Source organism: Mesorhizobium sp. WSM4310 (assembly GCF_007003935.1).
In the GTDB taxonomy this organism is placed as follows: Bacteria; Pseudomonadota; Alphaproteobacteria; order Rhizobiales; family Rhizobiaceae; genus Mesorhizobium.
Window position 1 is genome coordinate 14,375 of the sequence record NZ_VFTA01000017.1, and the last position, 17,191, is coordinate 31,565.

The window sequence follows — 17,191 nt, forward strand, 5'->3', positions numbered from 1 at the left end:
TTTAACCTTTGCCAATTTTTGCCGCCTTGCCCTTATCAAACCACCACAGCGTCTCGACCGGAAAGCCGAAATCGGGCTTTTGCTCGACAAAGCCGAACATGTCCCAATAGGCGACGCGGTGATTCGCCAGATAGTATGTTGGAATCCAGTCTAGCCGCGCGCGCAAGACCCGGTCGAGCGCTCTGAGCGCGGTGACGAGTTCTGTTCGGCTGCGCGCCTTGCCGGCGGCCACGATCAGCGCGTCGATGGCCTTGCTTTCGGTCCCCGGATAATTGCGCTGCCCCGGCGTGTTCGCCATGCGGGAATCGTAGAGCATCTCCAGGCTGTCGACCGTGGGCGTTGCTCCGATCGACCAATGCAGGACGTTGAGGTCGAAATCGAAATCACTCTGCCGCTGTTCATATTGCGCCGAATCGACCTGCCGGATCGAAGCATCGATCCCGATCGCCTTCATGTTCTCGGACCACGGAGTGAAAATGCGAACGATGCCATCGTCCTCCGCCAGCATTTCCACCCGCAGCCTCTCGCCCTTGTCGTTGACGACGAAACTACCCGTGCGTTTCCAGCCGGCTTCGGCAAGCAGTTTCGAAGCCGCGCTCAGCAGCTTGCGGTCATGACCTGAACCGTCCGAGAGCGGCTGCGTTACCGCCTCGCCAAACACCTCCGGCGGCAACTCGGCCCGCAATGGCTTGAGCAGCGCCAATTCGCCTGGCGAGGGCAGGCCCTCGGCCTTGTAATCCGAACGTTCGAAATTCGATTGCGAGCGCTCGTAGGAGCCGTAAAACAGCGCGCGCTTCATCCATTCGAAATCGAAGCAGTTGGCGATCGCCTGTCGCACCCGCTCATCGCGGAATTGCGGACGGCGCTGGTTCAGCGCGACGCCCTGCATGTCCGGCGTCTTCTCGCCGGGAAATTCCCTTTTGACGACCTTGCCATCGTTCAACGCCGGAAAATCATATCCGGTGGCCCATACACGCGAGGTGAACTCCTCACGAAAATGCGTATCGCCTTTCTTGAAGGCCTCGAATGCGGCTTGCCGGTCGAGATAGAAGTCGATGCGGATGCGGTCGAAATTGTACTGGCCGCGGTTCACCGCGAGATAGCGGCCCCAATAGTCGGCGACGCGTTCATATTCGACGGCCTGTCCGGCGACCACGCGTCCGATCTTGTAGGGTCCCGAGCCCAGCGGCGGTGTCATGGTCGAGGCATCGAACTCATTGGCCATATAATAGGCCTTGGACACGATCGGCATGGTCACGACCGCCAGGATGTTTTGCGCCGACTGTTCGCCATTGAAGGTCAGCTCAAGGGTGACGGGGTCGACCGCGACCGCGTCGGTCATGTACCGCAATGCCTTGGAAAGGTTCGGGTGACCCTTGTCCTTGTAGAGCTTCAACGCGAAGACAACGTCTCCGGCGGTCAGCGGCGAGCCGTCGTGGAAGCGCGCCTGCGGACGAAGCACGAAGCGAAAGCCATTGCGGTCCGACGACAAGGTGACGGACTCGGCGAGCAGGCCGTAGACCGTGTCCGGCTCATCGAGCGCGCTTGCCATCAGGGAATCGAAACAGAGTTCGGCGCGCGGCGGCGCCTCCCCCTTCAACACCAGGAAATTCAGTGTGTTGAAAGTCAGGAAGCTCTGATTGAGGGTTGCGCTGGGCGGCGTGAAATTCATCTGGCCGCCCTTGGGCGCGTCCGGATTGACATAGTCGAAATGCGCAAAATCCGGTGTGTATTTGAGGTCGCCGAAGGCCGACAGACCGTGCAATTTCACGCCGGTTGCAATGTCGGCGAAGGCTCTTCCCGGCAGCAGGGCCGCGGCAGCGGCGGCCCCGCTCAGTGCCAGGAAATCGCGGCGCGGCAGCATCGCCATCAATTGCCGCCCTTGTATTTGGCCGCCAGTGCCTTCTCCTTGTCGAGGTCAATCCACCAGGAATCGATGTCGACACCGACATAGGCGGGCTGCTTGTCGGGGAATTTGAACTTGTCCCGATAGGCCAGCCAGACCGCCGACCGATAATATTGCGGCACGACGTAGAAGTTCCAAAGCAGCACCCGGTCGAGCGCATGGGTGGCGGCGACAAGATCCTCGCGGTCGGTGGCGAAGATGATACGGTCGACCAGCGCATCGACGGTCGGATCCTTTATGCCCATCAGATTGCGCGAGCCCGGCGTGTCAGCGGCTTTCGAGCTCCAGAAATCGCGCTGCTCGTTGCCGGCCGAGTCCGATTGGCCGAACAAGCCCGTGACGACATCGAAATCGAAATTGTTGACGCGGTTGATGTACTGGGTCTGGTCGATGATGCGCAGCGAAGCGTCGACGCCGATCTTGCGCAGATTGGCGATGTAGGGACTGGCGATCACCTGGTCGGTGTCATTCCAGCCAAGGATCTCGAACTTGAACGGGGCGCCTGTCTTGGCGTTGACCATCTTGCCGCCCTTGATCACCCAGCCTGCCTTGGCGAATAGATCGACCGCCTGTTTCAGGTACTTTCGCTCCGCTTGTGGCGAATCGTAGACCGGCAGCTTGAACTCTTGCGTGAAGAGCTCGGGTGGTAGCTTGTCGCGATATTTCTCGAGGATCTCCAATTCCTTGCCTTGCGGCAGCCCGCTCGACGCCAATTCGGTACCCTGGAAATAGCTCGACGTGCGGGTGTTGAAGCCGAAGAACAGCGTGCGATTCATGCTCTCGAAATCGAATGGGATGGTCAGTGCCTCGCGAACAAGCCGGTCCTGGAACAGCGGCCTTCGCTGGTTGAGGACAAAGCCCTGCATCGGCTGCGGCGATTGGGTCTGGAAGTCCTTCTTGACGACGTCACCGGCCTGGATGGCCGGGAAATTATAGGCGGTCGCCCATTTGCGGGAGCTGTACTCGCGGTTGATGTCTTCCAATCCGCCCTTGGTGAAGGCCAGCCAGGCGGCATTGTCGTCGAGGATGTAGGTATATCGGCGCGTGTCGAAATTCTCGCGACCGATCTTCACCGGCAGCTTGGCCGCCCAATAGTCCGGCACGCGCTGCCAGACGATTTCCGAGCCCGGCTTGAAGCTGGCGATCTTGTAGGCCGCCGATCCCAGCGGAATTTCCAGCGTCGGCTTGGTGACGTCGCGCTTCTTGCCATTGGCGTCGGTGCCTTCCCACCAGTGCTTCGGCAGCACGGCGAGGTCGCCGATGATCTTCGGCAGTTCCCGGTTGCCCTTCTGGTTGAAATGGAACTCGACCTCGCGGTCGGAGATCGCCACTGCGTCGGTGACGTTCTCGAAATAGCGGCTGTATTGCGGACTGTTTGCCTTCAACACCTGGAACGACCAGATCACGTCGTCGACGGTGATCGGCTGGCCGTCATGCCATTTCGCGCGCGGGTCGAGCCGGTAGGTCGCCGAGGAGTAGTCAGCCGGATATTTGTAAGCGTCGGCGATCAGTGGGTGGCTGGTGCTGCCCTCATCGGTCGCCTGCTCCATCAGCGTGTCGTAGAGCAGGCCGCCGCCGAAACCGACGAGGCCCGCCGCCGGCGATCCCTGAACGATGTAAGGGTTGAAGCTGTCATAGGTACCGAGCAGCACCGAATTCAGCGTCCCGCCCTTGGGCGCGTTCGGGTTGACGTAGTCGTAGTGCTGAAAATTGTCGCCGTACTTGGAATCGCCGATCAGCGATGAGGTGGTTCGCCACTCGTCGGCCAGGGTCGTCTGCAGTCCGGCCACCAAAAGGGCTGCCGCCAGCAACGACCTGAGAAGCGTTCGGCCAACCGTCATGCACTGTCCTCTTCGCGATGCGTTTCTCCGGACCATCCAGAAAAGGCAATCTAGATGATTTGGCGCTCCTGAAAACCGCCATGCGCGGCTTTGTCGCCGCACATGCGTTTTTCCTAACAAAAAAGCCGGGCAGAACCCGGCTTTTCTATGAACGCTTTGATGACAATTCGGTTATTTGGCCGGCGCGGCTGGTGCCGGAGCCGCGGGCGCGGCAGGCTTGGCCGGCGCCGCGCCGTCAGCCGGCTTGGCCGGAGCGGCGCCATCGGCCGGCTTGGCGGGCGCGCTGGCGTCGGCGGCGGCGCCTGGTGCCGGCAGCGGCTTCGGATTGTCCGACAGCGTGCGCAGATAGGCGATGACGTTGGCGCGGTCCTCGTCCTTGGGCAGGCCGGCGAAGCCCATGGCCGTGCCCTTCACGAATTTCTTCGGCGAGGTGATGAAGTGGTTGATGTTGTCGTAGGTCCACTTCTCGGTGCCGCCCTTGGAAAATTCCTTCATGCCGGCCGAGTAGGCAAAGCCTTCATGTTCGGCGACAGGACGATCGACGAGATCCCACAGATCGGGGCCGACCTTGTTGGGGCCACCCTTTTCACCGGAATGGCAGGCCTGGCATTTCTTGAAGACCGCAGCACCCGCCTCGACATTGGCGGTCGCCAGCAGGTCGGCGATCGGCTTGGCTTCGGCGGCCGGGGCGGCCGGGCCACCTTCGGCCGGCTCGGCTGCCTCGATGGCAAAACCGGGCTTTTCAGGAGCCGGCGAGGCAAACAGCGCGTCAGATACCAGGCCGACCGAGAAAACGACGAAAACGGTTCCGAGCAATCCGGCAAGCAGCTTGTTGACTTCGTTGGAATCCATACGCCCCTTGCTCCCTTTTCCGGCGGACCGAACCGTCCACTCCGTCCGTCGGTATCGAGACCCGCCCTCCAGAGCCGGTCAAATCGGGCGGAAACTAGGTCTTTTGCTCCGGCGTTGCAACACCTATAAGGGCGCTGCCAGTGAGACCTTTTGCCACTTTTCCCCTCCTCTTTTCGAACGCCTTGCCACCGCCATGTCCACCCTGATCCTGATACCGGCCCGCATGGCCTCCACCCGCCTGCCGGGCAAGCCGCTGGCCGACATATCCGGCGCGCCGATGATCGTCCATGTCGCCCGTCGCGCGGCCGAAGCCGGCCTCGGCCGCGTGGTGGTGGCGACTGACACGCAAAGCGTCGCCGAAGCGGTGCGCGCGCATGGTTTCGAGGCGGTGATGACGCGCATCGACCACGAATCCGGCTCCGACCGCATCCACGAGGCGCTGGCCGCGCTTGATCCCGGACGCAAGGTCGAAACGATCGTCAATGTGCAGGGCGACCTGCCGACCATCGATCCCGGCATCATCGCCGCCTCGCTCAGGCCGTTCGAGGACGCGGCGGTGGATATCGCCACGCTTGGTGTCGAGATCGTCCGCGAAGAGGAAAAGACCAATCCGAACGTCGTCAAGATCGTCGGTTCGCCGCTGTCAGCCACGCGGCTGAGGGCGCTCTATTTCACCCGCGCCACAGCGCCTTGGGGCGAGGGGCCGCTCTATCACCATGTCGGCCTCTACGCCTATCGCCGCTCGGCACTCGAACGCTTCGTTGCACTGAAACCGTCGCCGCTGGAGCGCCGCGAGCGGCTTGAGCAGTTGCGGGCGCTGGAAGCCGGCATGCGCATCGATGCCGAGATCGTCCGGTCGCTGCCGCTCGGCGTCGATACGCCACAAGACCTCGAGCGCGCCCGAACCATCCTTTCAAACTGAGAAATCCCTTCGACACCGTGAATCGAGACCCGGCCCATGCCTGAAAAGACCAACAGAATATCCTTCCAGGGCGAGCCGGGTGCCAATTCCGACACCGCCTGCCGCAACGTCTATCCCTCGATGGAGCCGTTGCCATGCCCGACCTTCGAGGATGCCTTCAACGCGGTCGAGACCGGCAAGGCCGACCTCGCCATGATCCCGATCGAGAACACCATCGCCGGCCGCGTCGCCGACATCCATCATCTTCTACCGGAATCGCGGATGCACATCGTCGGCGAGTATTTCCTGCCGATCCATTTCCAGCTGATGGTGCTGCCCGGCGTCAAGCGCGACGAGATCAAGACGGTTCACAGCCACATCCACGCGCTTGGCCAGTGCCGCAAATACATCCGCAAAAACGGCTGGAAGGCGGTCGTCGCCGGCGATACGGCCGGTGCCGCTAAGATGATCTCCGAGGTCAAGGACCGCACCATGGCCGCGCTGTCGCCGGCGCTGGCGGCGACGCTCTACGGGCTCGATATCATCGAGGAAAATGTCGAGGACACCGACTCGAACGTCACCCGTTTTGTCGTCCTGACCAAGAGCAAACAATGGGCCGAGCGGCCTTCAGCCGACACCAAGATGATGACGACTTTCATCTTCCGCGTCCGCAACGTGCCGGCCGCCCTCTACAAGGCCATGGGCGGCTTCGCCACCAACGGCATCAACATGACCAAGCTGGAGAGCTACCAGCTCGGCGCCTTCACCGCGACGCTGTTCTACGCCGACATCGAGGGCCATCCCGACGATCCGCTGGTCAAGCTGGCGTTGGACGAGTTGCGCTTTTTCTCGCGAGAGGTGCGGATCCTGGGCGTCTATCCGGCCAGCGAGTCGCGTGAGCAGTGGAAAGTGGCGGATTAGAGCAATCCCAGGAAGCCATGACTTAAAAGCCTACGCCTGGATGTCCCACGGATTTACCAACGTTACTCCCGTTCCCTCGAAATCGCCAATGTTGCGCGTCACCAGCGTCATCCGCCGGGTGAAGGCCGTGGCCGCGATATAGGCATCATTGATCGGTTTGGGATTGGGCACATGCCATTGTGCCGCCTGAACGGCCGCTGCGTCGTCCAGCGGCAAGATACGACCGGAAAATGTTGTGAGAACCGCATTTTCCAACCAATTGCGCAGCACTTTGCCAGCAACGGCGTCGTTGTGCTCTACGAGTCTTACGGCAATCTCCAGTTCGTGCAGGACTACGGATGAAATGAAGGTTTCGGCGGGATCGACGGTTTCGTTCCAGACCACGACATTGGGATGCGCCCTACCGCTCGATACCTTGCGCAATTCGGACACGACATTGGTATCGAGCAACAGCATCAGGACAGGTCTACTGGTTGGGCATGTTCCGTGCGGGCCGGGAGCGGCAAGTCAACGTCACCCGCTTCCGGTGTGGCCAGCATGTCACCGAGCGACCGCGTTTTACCGGTGAGCCGTTTATATTCATCGAACGACAAGAGGACATGCACTGGCCGCCCTCTGTCGGTGATGATCACGGGGCCGTCCTTGGCAGCGCGTTTTGCGCGGCCTAGATCCTGATTGAGTTCGCGACCTGAAAGCGTGGTGATCATACCAATTCCGCAAATGTGGTTACGTAACCACATTTAATCCGTTTGAGCGGAAATTGCAAGGTTGAGCGCACGAATGGCAACCCATCGCAAGTTCACGGATAGGGTTGCGTCGCCCTTGCCAGGAGCGCTATCGCGCTTGCTGTTGTTCAACGCTGGCTGCGCTTAAATCACCGCACCCAGCGGCACATAGTCGATCTCGAGAAATTTCTCGACCTCGGGCACCCAGCGGTCGCGCACGAAGGCGACATGGTCGGGATGATCGTTGTATCTGGTGTAGGCGGCCTGGTCGGCGAACTCCATCGAGAAGCCGAACTGATAGTCGTTCTTGGGGCTGATCTGCCGCAACTGTTCGAAATGCGTGACGCCCCGGATCGTCGAGAGGGCTTTCTTGGCATCGACCAGGAAACGCTTTTCCTCCAGCGAATGCGGCGGATGCTTTAGCGTGAAGACGACGGTGTGACGGATCATTTTCTACTCCTGCAATGACTTTTAGTATTCGCTGTCGACCCAGGCGCGGATGAGATGGTGCGCGATCGCCCCTTTCGGCGGCGTGACAAGGTTGTCGGCATGCTCCCTGGCCAGCATGAGGCGCACCTCGTCGCGGCCGAACCAGCGGCAGTCCTCCAACTCGTTGAGGTCGGCCTGGATGTCCTCATTGAGCGGCTCGCCGAAGCAGCCGATCATCAGCGAATAGGGGAACGGCCAGGGCTGGCTGGCGTGGTAGACGACGCGGCCGAGCCGGATGCCGGCCTCCTCCAGCGTTTCGCGGCGCACCGCCGCCTCGATCGTCTCGCCCGGCTCGATGAAACCGGCAAGCGCCGAATACATGCCCGGCGCGAAATGCCGGCCGCGTCCGAGCAGGCATTTTTCCCGTGTCGCCGTCAGCATGATGGCCACCGGGTCGGTACGCGGAAAATGTTCGGTGCCGCAATTCGGGCAATGGCGCTTGTAGCCGCCAGCCCGCATTTGCGATTGCGTGCCGCATTTGCTGCAAAAACGATGGCTGGCGTGCCAGGCAAGCAGGGCCGCCCCTTGCGCCATCGCTCCCGCCGCCGCTTCATCGATCAGCCCCTGCATGTAGACAGACCGGTAGTCGATCGCCTTGACGGTCTCGGGCAGCTGTTCGGCCTCGATCCCCACAGGCATCGCCAGTACCGGCCCCTGTTCGGAAAAGCCGAGCAGCACAGCCCCGGCGAGGGACGGCTTGAAGGGTTCGCTCCCGGCGGCGTCGAACCAGGGATCGAGACTGCCGCTGTTACCAAGCTTCAGGTGGAGCCGGCCGCCATTCATCAGCAAAAGCCGCGTCGTGGGATCCGCCAGCGCCTTGTCGACCGAATCGTCGGCTCGATTCTCGGATTGCCGGTCGATCATGTTGCCGGCAAAGCCGACGAACTGGCTCGGCTCGCGCAAAGGCGCGTCAAACAGGCGGAAGCTCATGCGGTCTCTGATGCTTTGGAATGGACATGTCCGGGAATGAACGTGTTTCGGAACAACACCGGGGAAGGCTTATAGCGCCGCCCTTACGGTTTCGGCAAACCGGCGCAGGTCGGAACGCTGATAGGGCTCGCGCAGGCCATACCCCCACACCGGGCCGGGCCAGCCGGGATCGCCTTCGGACCGTGCGACGATATGGATATGCAGTTGGCGCACGATATTGCCGAGCGCGCCGGTGTTGATCTTGGTGCAGCCGCTGACTTTCTTGAGCGCCTGCGCCACCATATTGGTCTCGAAGGTCAGCATCGCCTGGTCGAGCGGCGTCATGTCGTGGATTTCTTCCGCGCCCGGCCGCTGTGGCACCAGGAGCAGCCATGGCCAGCGGCGGTCGTTCATCACCCGCAATTCGCACAGCCCAAGCCACATCAACTGCTCGCTGTCCGCCTCCAGCCGGGCATCCAGCGTGAATCCGGCCTTCAGGCCCGGCAGCATCGGCGTTTCCCTTGCTTTTCTTGTTTTCATCAAACCACGAACGCTAGAGCGGCTGCATCGGGGCTGCAAGCGAATCTCTCTTGTGATGGCGCCGATTTGCCTGCGCACTTGCATTTCGTCGCGCAATTGCCGATATGGACATCGGGAGGTTGGTGGTGGACGATCCACTCGCCAACCGGGTCAGGTCCGGAAGGAAGCAGCCCTAACGAGCCCGGAACGGGTCATTGTTCCAGCCTCCCACCTCATCGGCCCTTCCTCGCGACATTGACGACGCATTGCAGCGCGGGCGAGACTATGCGCAGGAATCGGCGCCTTTGGGCGCGGCCTTTTGGAGCTTAACGGGCGAATGAGCGAAGCCGGAAATTCGGGGCCAAAAAGCCCGGAGAATGGAAAGGCCGCCGCCTACCGCGTGCTGGCGCGCAAATACCGGCCGTCGAATTTTTCCGAGCTGGTCGGCCAGGAGCCGATGGTGCGCACCCTCACCAACGCCTTTGCCACCGGCCGCATTGCCCAGGCCTGGATGCTGACCGGCGTGCGCGGTGTCGGCAAGACCACCACGGCGCGCATCCTGGCGCGGGCGCTGAACTACAAGACCGCGACCGTCGACCAGCCTTCCGTCGACCTCGCCGTGCTCGGCGAGCATTGCCAGGCGATCATGGAAGGCCGCCATGTCGACGTCATCGAGATGGACGCCGCCTCGCACACCGGCATCGACGACATCAGGGACATCATCGAGCGCGTGCGCTACGCGCCGGTCTCGGCCCGCTACAAGGTCTACATCATCGACGAAGTGCACATGCTGTCGACGCAGGCCTTCAACGGCCTGCTGAAAACGCTGGAAGAGCCGCCTCCGCACGTCAAATTCATTTTCGCCACCACCGAAATCCGCAAGGTTCCGATCACCGTCCTGTCGCGCTGCCAGCGCTTTGACCTCAGGCGCATCGACGCCGGCGCGCTGGTGGCGCATCTCTCCTCGATCGCCGCCAAGGAAGGCATTTCGGTCGACGACGACGCGCTGGCGATGATCGCGCGCGCGGCCGAAGGCTCGGCTCGCGATTCGCTCTCCATCCTCGACCAGGCGATCGCGCACGGCGGCGGCGCCGTCAGCGCCGAAGCGGTGCGGACCATGCTGGGCCTGGCCGACCGCGCCCGCATCGTCGATCTGTTCGAACATGTGATGAAGGGCGACGTGGCGGCGGCACTCGCCGAATTCCGCGCGCAATACGACACCGGCGCCGATCCGGCCGCGGTGCTGACCGATCTTGCCGAGTTCAACCACCTCGTCACCCGGTTGCGTTTCGTGCCGACCGCCATGGACGATGCATCGCTGTCGCAGGACGAGCGCCAGCGCGGCGCCGATTTCGCCAGGGCGCTATCGGTCCGTGTGCTGTCGCGGACCTGGCAGATGCTGCTCAAGGGAATTCCCGAGGTGCAGTCCTCCAACCGGCCGGTCAGTGCCGCCGAAATGGTGCTGATCCGGCTGGCGCATGCCGCCGACCTGCCGACTCTGGACGAGGCGTTGCGATCACTGGACGGGGCAGCAACAGTTCAGAATGGCGCATCGCGCCCGAATGGCGCCCCTGCCGGTCCTGGCAATGGCGGCGCGGCCAGCGCGGTGGCGCAGGCGCGCATGCCATCCGGTTCCGGTGGCGCGCAGACCATGCGGCTGGTCGAGGCCACGCCGGCGCCGGCCGCCTTCGTCGCGCCGCCCGCGCCGGTGTCCGAGCCGCAGCAGGTGCCGGTCAGGTCGCTGGCCGACATCGTTGCGCTTGCCGACGCGCAGCGCGACATAGCTTTCAAGGTGCTGGTCAAGCGTTGCATCCGTCCTGTCCGCTTCGAGCCCGGCCGCATCGACGTCAGCCTGACCGACGATGCGCCCAAGCTGCTGCTCAACGACCTGACGATGAAACTGCGCGCCTGGACCGGCCGCAACTGGCTGGTGTCGCTGTCGAAGGAAGAGGGCGGCCAGACACTGGCCGAAATGGAATCGACCAAGCGCGAAAACGCCTTCCTCGATGCAAAGAGCGATCCGACGGTTGCCGCCATCCTGGCGCGCTTCCCCGGCGCCAAGATCATCGACGTGCGCATTCCCGACGCGCCGGAGGCAGACGCGACCGCAGCCGAAGTGCCGGTCGAGCCGCCGGCGGATGACGACGAGACCTGACAAACCAAGACAAGGATCGGACCATGAAAGATCTTCTCGGCCTGATGGGCAAGGCGAAGGAAATGCAGGCCAAGTTCCAGGCCATGCAGGATGAGATCGCTACGGTCGAATCCGTCGGCCAGGCCGGCGGTGGCCTGGTCAGCGTCACATTGAGCGGCAAGTTCGAGATGAAGTCGCTGAAGATCGACCCGTCCCTGTTCAAGGAGGATGAGGTCGAGATCCTCGAGGACCTGATTCTGGCCGCCCACAATGACGCCAAGGCCAAGGTCGAGCAGATCATGCAGGAAAAGACCAAGGCGCTGACATCAGGCCTGCCGATCCCGCCGGGAATGAAACTGCCGTTCTGATGCGTCTCGCTCAAGACCGTGCAGCGGTTTTGGGGTAACGGCATGCATGAAAGTTTAAACCAGCGGCGATGCGCCCATGACCGAAGAGCCGTCCGAAAGACTGATCGAGCAGCGTATCCGCAACAGGATCTACGAGATTCTGGAAATTCTCGCCGATTGCGATGCCGGCGTCGATATTGTCGGCATCAAGGGCTACTTCTACCTGTTCGAGGATTTCGTGCACCGGCCGTCGATCGAGGCCGGCACGTCGGCGCTTTCGAAGGACGAACGCGCTGTCGTGCTGGAGATCGCCGAATTCCTCGAGGCGGCCTCCGAAACGAATACCGATTTCACCAAGGCCGAATTCATCGACAGCGACTGGCCGGGAAAGATCGCGCCGGCGGCCAGGGACGCGCGGGCGCTGTTTCTCAGGCGCGGCCTGTTTTCGGAGAAGGTCGAGGAGGCTGAGCCTGGCCAGCCGGCGGCGATTGCGACCGCGCGGTAGCGATTCCCGGAAAAACGGGACGAGGTTTTTCCCTCGGCAATTGCGGCGAAACCAAGAGAGAGCGGTCATCGCTTTCGTGAAATGACGGCTCGATCTATCTGGAAAGGCTCAAAATTGTGCCTTTTCGGCAACAGTACTTTGTTAATAACGTTTTGGCCATCATTTTGCCCGAAAGTGTCTCATTCTTGCCGCAGCCCGGGGGCGGGCATCGAAGTGAGAGGGTAGCCTGTTGATCGTCACGCGATGGAAGACGCCGCTGTTGCTCGGCGTCATCACGTCTCCCCTGTTTTTGGCCGCCTGCAGCCAGACCACTTCGCACGGCATGTCCGTTGCAGGCCTGACCGATGCCATCACGCCGAGCTTCCTGACGTCGCGCGCCTCCAGCCACTCGCCGAAGGACAGGGAGTGCCTGGAGAGGGCGATGTTCTTCGAATCCAACCGCTCGAGCCGCGATGGCATGATCGCTGTCGGCACCGTGGTCATGAACCGGCTGCGCTCGGGCAACCACGGCAGCACCATCTGCCAGGTGGTCGGAGAGCCGGGGCAATTCGCGCCGGGTGTCATGACCAGGCCGATGAATTCGCGCGCCATGCCCGATGTCGAGGAAGCGGCCGATGCCGTGCTCAAAGGCGAGCGCAAGGCCAAGCTGAAGAACACGATGTATTTCCACACCGCCGGCCTGCGCTTCCCCTACAAGAACATGCACTACACCATGGTTGCCGGCGGCAATGCCTTCTACGAGAAGCGCGGCCGCAACTGGCAGCCGCTGCCGGATGAACCAATGGTGGCGGTTGCCTCGGCCGGGTCCGAGATCGTGAAGCCGGCGCCGGTGACGATGGTTGCCTCGACGGAGCCGGCGCGCCCCGCCAAAACGTCCCGAACCGCTCCGGCGCAGCAGGCCTATATGACTGCCGCCGCGGAACCGGCTCGTCAGCCCAAGATCAGGACCGCCGCCCCGGCTCAAGAGACCTATGTGACCGCCGCCGCGGCGCCCACGGCCAAGTCGGCGCGGGTGACCGTGAAGCCGACAATGGTCGCGATGCAGGAGCCGATGGAAGAACCGGACGCCGCCCGTTTCGGCGGAACCTTGAACACCCGCGTCATTTCCTCGGTTCAGGGTGCGCCGCAAGAGGCGGCGATGGGGTTCCAGTCGACGCCTGAGAACACCGACGCCATCGGTGCCATGATCGCCAGCCAGTCTCGACCGCTCGAGGTCAACTGATTCGCATCGCACGGCTTCGATTGGCAGTATGGCGACCATGCGCGAACGCGGGATGTTCCAAAGCGCTCTGAAAAACCCTAGATCAGAGCAATGTCCAAGCGAATCGCCGGTCCCGAGATCGAACGCCTGATCCAGCTCCTGGCCAAGGTGCCGGGACTTGGCCCGCGTTCGGCCAGGCGCGCGGCGCTGCATCTGATCAAGAAGAAGGAACAGTTGCTGTCGCCGCTCGCCGCCGCCATGGGCGAAGCCGCCGACAAGGTGCGCATCTGTTCCACTTGCGGCAATGTCGACACATCCGACCCTTGCATGATCTGCACCGATCCGCGCCGCGACCCCGCCACGCTGATCGTCGTGGAGGACGTGTCGGATCTCTGGGCGTTGGAGCGGGCAGCCGCCATGAATGTGCGCTACCATGTGCTCGGCGGCACGCTGTCGCCGCTCGATGGTGTCGGCCCCGACCAGCTCAACATCCGCTCGTTGATCGACCGCGTCGCCGGCGGCGAGGTCAAGGAGATCATTCTCGCCGTCAACGCAACGGTCGAGGGCCAGACGACCGCGCACTACCTCACCGACCAGCTGTCCGGCTTAGACATCAAGGTGACAAGGCTGGCGCATGGCGTGCCGGTCGGCGGTGAACTCGACTATCTCGACGAGGGCACGCTCGCCGCCGCGCTGCGCGCACGGACGGCGTTTTGATGCAATTGGCGGGAAGGGTGCGGATAATGATTGTTGCGCGTCCTTCGAGGCTGGTGCCAAGCACCGACACAGAACGCGGACGTCGCCAGCTCTGTCTTGCATTTTTCCTGGCTGCGCTTGCCTTCCTCGTCTTTTCTGCCCCCGCCTCGGCCGCCAAGATCGACGACCAATTCCGCGCCTGGCTGCAGAACGACCTCTGGCCCGAGGCCAAGGCCAAAGGCATTTCCAAGCAGACTTTCGATGCCGCCTTCGACGGCATAAGGCCCAATTTGAAGCTGCCCGACCTTATCATGCCCGGCGAGAAGCCGAAGACGCCGCAGAAGCAGCATCAGGCCGAGTTCGGCTCGCCCGGCGCCTATTTCGCCGAGAAGACGGTTCGTGCGGTGACGTCGGGCGGCCGCGCGCGCGAAGCCGCCAACGCCAGGACGCTTGCGGCGATCGAAAAGCGCTATGGCGTGCCCGGCGAGATCCTTCTGGCGATCTGGGGCCGCGAGACCGGCTTCGGCGCGGCAAAGATGCCTTACGACGCCTTCGAGGTGCTGGGCACCAAGGCGTTCACGTCGACGAAGAAGGATTTCTTTCGCACCGAGCTTTTGGCCGCGCTGGAAATCGTCCAACGCGGCCTCGCCCCGGTCGGCGCGATGAAATCGTCCTGGGCCGGTGCGCTTGGCCAGCCGCAATTCATGCCGACCTCCTTTCTCAAGCACGCGGTGGATTTCGACGGTGATGGGCGCGTCGACATCTGGAACTCGACGCCCGACGTGCTCGCCTCGATCGCCAACTATCTCGTCCATTATGGCTGGGTGAGGGGACGCGGCTGGGGCTTCGAGGTAACCGTGCCCGACAGCGTCTCCTGCTCGCTGGAAGGTCCCGATCAGGGCAAGAAGATCTCCGAGTGGGCTGGCATGGGCATCAAGCGCGTCGGCGGCAAGCCGTTTCCGGCGAGCGAGCTGAAGGTGGAGGGCTTCCTGCTGATGCCGGCCGGCCGCAGCGGGCCGGCTTTTATCGCTACCCCCAATTTCTATGTGCTGAAGGAATACAACACCAGCGACCTCTACGCGCTGTTCATCGGTCACGGCGCCGACCGCATTGCGCATGGCGACCAGAATTTTTCCGGCAACTGGGGTCCGGTCGGCGATCTCCATCGCTCCGACATCGCCGCCTTGCAGCGGGCGCTGGAGGCCAAGGGCTATGATGTCGGCAGCGCCGACGGCCTGCCGGGCTTCAAGACCCGCCGTTCGATCGGCAAGTGGCAGTCCAAGAACGGCCAGGCAGCGACCTGCTTTCCCGATGCCGGCCTGGTCGCCGTGCTGAAATAACTCGAAGAATTGGCAGATTTTCTCGTCCGGCGGCCCCGATCGGCTGGCCCGTGCGTCGACGCGCTGCCCGCCATTCTACTCGTTCTGCAAATGCTCGTTGCCCGTCACAAAGCGGCCGGATATGCTGTTGACCAATTGGACAAAAACCACGACGGTAAGGGGCTAAAGGGCTGTCGTTCGGCCCCGACAAGAATTCTGCAACCCTGAGCCGGGAACTCAGGTCAACAACCAACAAAACAGGGAACAATCACTATGATGATGGAAAAGTTTGCTCTTCGCTCGCGTGCCTTGCTGGCGGGCGCGGCGATGTCGGCGCTGCTCGTTGGCGCAGCGCCTGCCTTCGCCGTCACGCCCGCCGACACGCTGGTCGAGGGATTCGCTATCGACGACATCATCTCCATGGATCCGGGCGAAGCGTTCGAGCTGTCGACCGCCGAAGTCACCGGCAACACCTATGACCTGCTAGTCCGTCTCGACCTCGGCGACACCTCCAAGGTCAAGCCGGATCTCGCCGACAGCTGGACCGTCTCCGACGATGGCCTGACCTACACTTTCAAGCTCAAGCCGGGCCTCAAATTCGCCTCGGGCAACCCGATCACCGCGGCCGACGTCGCCTATTCGTTCGAGCGCGCCGTCAAGCTGGACAAGAGCCCGGCCTTCATCATCGACCAGTTCGGCATCAGCGGCGACAACGTCACCGAAAAGGCCAAGGCAATCGACGACACGACATTCCAGTTCACCGTCGACAAGGCCTATGCGCCGAGCTTCGTGCTGAACTGCCTGTCGGCCACCGTCGCTTCCGTTGTCGACGCCAAGCTGGTCAAGGAGCATGTCGCCGCGGTGACGCCGAGCGCCGACTACAAATGGGACAACGACTTCGGCAATGCCTGGCTGAAAACCGGTTATGCCGGCTCCGGCGCCTACAAGCTGCGCGAATGGCGCGCCAACGAAGCTGTCGTCATGGAGCGCAACGACAACTATCACGGTGAAAAAGCCAAGCTCGCCCGCGTCATCTACCGCAACATGAAGGAAAGCTCGGCCCAGCGCCTGGCGCTCGAAGCCGGCGACATCGACGTTGCCCGCAACCTCGAGCCGAACGACCTCGACGCCATCGCCAAGAACGCCGATCTCACCACCACCAGCGCGCCGAAAGGCACGGTCTACTACATCAGCCTCAACCAGAAGAACCCGAACCTCGCCAAGCCCGAGGTGCGCCAAGCCTTCAAATATCTGGTCGACTACGATGCGCTGAGCTCGACCATCCTCAAGGGTATCGGCGAAATCCACCAATCATTCTTGCCCAAGGGCGATCTCGGCGCCATCGACACCAATCCCTTCAAGCTCGACGTTGCCAAGGCCAAGGAATTGCTGGCCAAGGCCGGCCTGGCAGACGGCTTCAGCGTCACCATGGACGTGCGCACCGGCCAGCCGACGACCGGCATGGCGGAATCGATCCAGCAGACGCTCGGCCAGGCCGGCATCAAGCTGGAAATCATCCCCGGCGACGGCAAGCAGACGCTGACCAAGTACCGCGCCCGCAACCATGACATCTATATCGGCAATTGGGGCCAGGATTATTTCGATCCGAACTCCAACGCCCAGACCTTCGCCTCCAACCCCGACAATTCGGATGCCGGCAAGTCGCACACGCTCGCCTGGCGCAATTCCTGGGACATTCCGGACCTGACCAAGGAAACCGAAGCGGCACTGCTGGAGAAGGATACGGGCAAGCGCGCCGACATGTACAAGGATTTGCAGCAGAAGATCCTCGACACCAGCCCCTTCGTCATCATCCATCAGCAATTGGAAGTGGCCGGGCTGCGCAAGAACCTCAAGGGCTTCGCGCTCGGCCCGAGCTTCGACACCAACTTCGTCGGGCCGGTCTCGAAAGAATAGCGCGCGGAC

General features: G+C 62.4%; 17 protein-coding genes and 1 other RNA gene. 10 read left to right on the forward strand and 8 right to left on the reverse strand.

Features of this window, described 5'->3' with window-relative positions:
- Position 1 precedes the first annotated feature (1 nt).
- The 3 genes from FJV80_RS18850 to FJV80_RS18860 form a co-directional block, all read right to left on the reverse strand.
- Positions 2-1,870 carry an extracellular solute-binding protein gene (locus tag FJV80_RS18850; RefSeq protein ID WP_142877107.1) on the reverse strand — a complete coding sequence of 623 codons (1,869 nt, stop codon included), beginning with the start codon at positions 1,868-1,870 and terminating at the stop codon, positions 2-4.
- Positions 1,870-3,747, reverse strand: a complete 1,878-nt coding sequence (locus FJV80_RS18855) for an extracellular solute-binding protein (protein WP_142877108.1) — start codon at positions 3,745-3,747, stop codon at positions 1,870-1,872. The genes FJV80_RS18850 and FJV80_RS18855 overlap by 1 nt, the downstream gene beginning before the upstream one ends.
- Positions 3,748-3,918: 171 nt before the next feature.
- Positions 3,919-4,599 carry a cytochrome c family protein gene (locus tag FJV80_RS18860; protein WP_095771788.1) on the reverse strand — a complete coding sequence of 227 codons (681 nt, stop codon included), beginning with the start codon at positions 4,597-4,599 and terminating at the stop codon, positions 3,919-3,921.
- Positions 4,600-4,792: 193 nt separating this feature from the next.
- Between FJV80_RS18860 and FJV80_RS18865 the strand changes: the two genes are divergently transcribed.
- Together FJV80_RS18865 and FJV80_RS18870 are read left to right on the forward strand one after the other, a co-directional pair.
- A complete protein-coding gene (locus FJV80_RS18865) occupies positions 4,793-5,521 on the forward strand; it encodes a 3-deoxy-manno-octulosonate cytidylyltransferase (protein WP_010913277.1) in 729 nt (242 codons plus the stop codon).
- Positions 5,522-5,557: 36 nt separating this feature from the next.
- Entirely contained in the window at positions 5,558-6,421 is an 864-nt protein-coding gene (locus FJV80_RS18870; protein ID WP_064984594.1) for a prephenate dehydratase, read from the forward strand.
- A 30-nt stretch (positions 6,422-6,451) separates the two neighbouring features.
- On the opposite strand, the gene FJV80_RS18875 is transcribed toward FJV80_RS18870, so the two are convergent.
- The 5 genes from FJV80_RS18875 to FJV80_RS18895 all read right to left on the reverse strand — a co-directional run bounded on the left by FJV80_RS18875 (position 6,452) and on the right by FJV80_RS18895 (position 9,054).
- Positions 6,452-6,877: a type II toxin-antitoxin system VapC family toxin gene (locus FJV80_RS18875; protein ID WP_142877109.1), complete on the reverse strand. Its 426-nt coding sequence runs from the start codon at positions 6,875-6,877 to the stop codon at positions 6,452-6,454.
- The gene (locus FJV80_RS18880; protein ID WP_095791923.1) at positions 6,877-7,128 is read right to left on the reverse strand and encodes a type II toxin-antitoxin system Phd/YefM family antitoxin; all 252 of its coding nucleotides are present in this window, start codon (positions 7,126-7,128) and stop codon (positions 6,877-6,879) included. The genes FJV80_RS18875 and FJV80_RS18880 overlap by 1 nt, the downstream gene beginning before the upstream one ends.
- Before the next feature lie 162 nt (positions 7,129-7,290).
- Positions 7,291-7,596 (reverse strand): Dabb family protein, encoded by a 306-nt coding sequence (locus tag FJV80_RS18885; RefSeq protein ID WP_095771792.1) that lies wholly within the window; start codon positions 7,594-7,596, stop codon positions 7,291-7,293.
- A 21-nt stretch (positions 7,597-7,617) separates the two neighbouring features.
- Positions 7,618-8,565 carry an NAD(+) diphosphatase gene (gene nudC, locus FJV80_RS18890; RefSeq protein WP_142877110.1) on the reverse strand — a complete coding sequence of 316 codons (948 nt, stop codon included), beginning with the start codon at positions 8,563-8,565 and terminating at the stop codon, positions 7,618-7,620.
- Positions 8,566-8,634: 69 nt separating this feature from the next.
- The gene (locus FJV80_RS18895; RefSeq protein ID WP_095771794.1) at positions 8,635-9,054 is read right to left on the reverse strand and encodes an HIT family protein; all 420 of its coding nucleotides are present in this window, start codon (positions 9,052-9,054) and stop codon (positions 8,635-8,637) included.
- A 144-nt stretch (positions 9,055-9,198) separates the two neighbouring features.
- Between FJV80_RS18895 and ffs the strand changes: the two genes are divergently transcribed.
- From ffs to FJV80_RS18935, 8 genes are all read left to right on the forward strand, one after another.
- Positions 9,199-9,295: signal recognition particle sRNA small type (ffs, locus tag FJV80_RS18900), an RNA gene on the forward strand.
- A gap of 105 nt (positions 9,296-9,400) precedes the next feature.
- Positions 9,401-11,218, forward strand: coding sequence for a DNA polymerase III subunit gamma/tau (locus tag FJV80_RS18905; RefSeq protein WP_142877111.1), 1,818 nt, complete (start codon positions 9,401-9,403; stop codon positions 11,216-11,218).
- 23 nt (positions 11,219-11,241) lie between these two features.
- Positions 11,242-11,565: a YbaB/EbfC family nucleoid-associated protein gene (locus FJV80_RS18910; protein ID WP_095771796.1), complete on the forward strand. Its 324-nt coding sequence runs from the start codon at positions 11,242-11,244 to the stop codon at positions 11,563-11,565.
- A gap of 76 nt (positions 11,566-11,641) precedes the next feature.
- Entirely contained in the window at positions 11,642-12,049 is a 408-nt protein-coding gene (locus tag FJV80_RS18915; RefSeq protein WP_142877112.1) for a hypothetical protein, read from the forward strand.
- Between the two features lie 229 nt (positions 12,050-12,278).
- The gene (locus FJV80_RS18920; protein WP_142877113.1) at positions 12,279-13,271 is read left to right on the forward strand and encodes a cell wall hydrolase; all 993 of its coding nucleotides are present in this window, start codon (positions 12,279-12,281) and stop codon (positions 13,269-13,271) included.
- Positions 13,272-13,361: 90 nt separating this feature from the next.
- Positions 13,362-13,967 carry a recombination mediator RecR gene (recR, locus tag FJV80_RS18925; protein ID WP_142877114.1) on the forward strand — a complete coding sequence of 202 codons (606 nt, stop codon included), beginning with the start codon at positions 13,362-13,364 and terminating at the stop codon, positions 13,965-13,967.
- Positions 13,968-13,993: 26 nt separating this feature from the next.
- Entirely contained in the window at positions 13,994-15,286 is a 1,293-nt protein-coding gene (locus tag FJV80_RS18930; protein ID WP_142877115.1) for a lytic murein transglycosylase, read from the forward strand.
- A 252-nt stretch (positions 15,287-15,538) separates the two neighbouring features.
- Positions 15,539-17,182: an ABC transporter substrate-binding protein gene (locus tag FJV80_RS18935; RefSeq protein WP_142877116.1), complete on the forward strand. Its 1,644-nt coding sequence runs from the start codon at positions 15,539-15,541 to the stop codon at positions 17,180-17,182.
- Positions 17,183-17,191 lie beyond the last annotated feature (9 nt).

Bases quoted from the DNA above. Each gene is read 5' to 3' on its own strand.
- FJV80_RS18885 (WP_095771792.1), bottom strand. From the start codon at position 7,596: ATGATCCGTCACACCGTCGTCTTCACGCTAAAGCATCCGCCGCATTCG.
- FJV80_RS18875 (WP_142877109.1), bottom strand. From the start codon at position 6,877: ATGCTGTTGCTCGATACCAATGTCGTGTCCGAATTGCGCAAGGTATCG.
- nudC (WP_142877110.1), bottom strand. From the start codon at position 8,565: ATGAGCTTCCGCCTGTTTGACGCGCCTTTGCGCGAGCCGAGCCAGTTC.
- FJV80_RS18935 (WP_142877116.1), top strand. From the start codon at position 15,539: ATGATGATGGAAAAGTTTGCTCTTCGCTCGCGTGCCTTGCTGGCGGGC.
- FJV80_RS18930 (WP_142877115.1), top strand. From the start codon at position 13,994: ATGATTGTTGCGCGTCCTTCGAGGCTGGTGCCAAGCACCGACACAGAA.
- FJV80_RS18860 (WP_095771788.1), bottom strand. From the start codon at position 4,599: ATGGATTCCAACGAAGTCAACAAGCTGCTTGCCGGATTGCTCGGAACC.
- FJV80_RS18910 (WP_095771796.1), top strand. From the start codon at position 11,242: ATGAAAGATCTTCTCGGCCTGATGGGCAAGGCGAAGGAAATGCAGGCC.
- FJV80_RS18855 (WP_142877108.1), bottom strand. From the start codon at position 3,747: ATGACGGTTGGCCGAACGCTTCTCAGGTCGTTGCTGGCGGCAGCCCTT.
- FJV80_RS18850 (WP_142877107.1), bottom strand. From the start codon at position 1,870: ATGGCGATGCTGCCGCGCCGCGATTTCCTGGCACTGAGCGGGGCCGCC.
- FJV80_RS18865 (WP_010913277.1), top strand. From the start codon at position 4,793: ATGTCCACCCTGATCCTGATACCGGCCCGCATGGCCTCCACCCGCCTG.
- FJV80_RS18870 (WP_064984594.1), top strand. From the start codon at position 5,558: ATGCCTGAAAAGACCAACAGAATATCCTTCCAGGGCGAGCCGGGTGCC.
- FJV80_RS18880 (WP_095791923.1), bottom strand. From the start codon at position 7,128: ATGATCACCACGCTTTCAGGTCGCGAACTCAATCAGGATCTAGGCCGC.
- recR (WP_142877114.1), top strand. From the start codon at position 13,362: ATGTCCAAGCGAATCGCCGGTCCCGAGATCGAACGCCTGATCCAGCTC.
- FJV80_RS18905 (WP_142877111.1), top strand. From the start codon at position 9,401: ATGAGCGAAGCCGGAAATTCGGGGCCAAAAAGCCCGGAGAATGGAAAG.
- FJV80_RS18915 (WP_142877112.1), top strand. From the start codon at position 11,642: ATGACCGAAGAGCCGTCCGAAAGACTGATCGAGCAGCGTATCCGCAAC.
- FJV80_RS18895 (WP_095771794.1), bottom strand. From the start codon at position 9,054: ATGCTGCCGGGCCTGAAGGCCGGATTCACGCTGGATGCCCGGCTGGAG.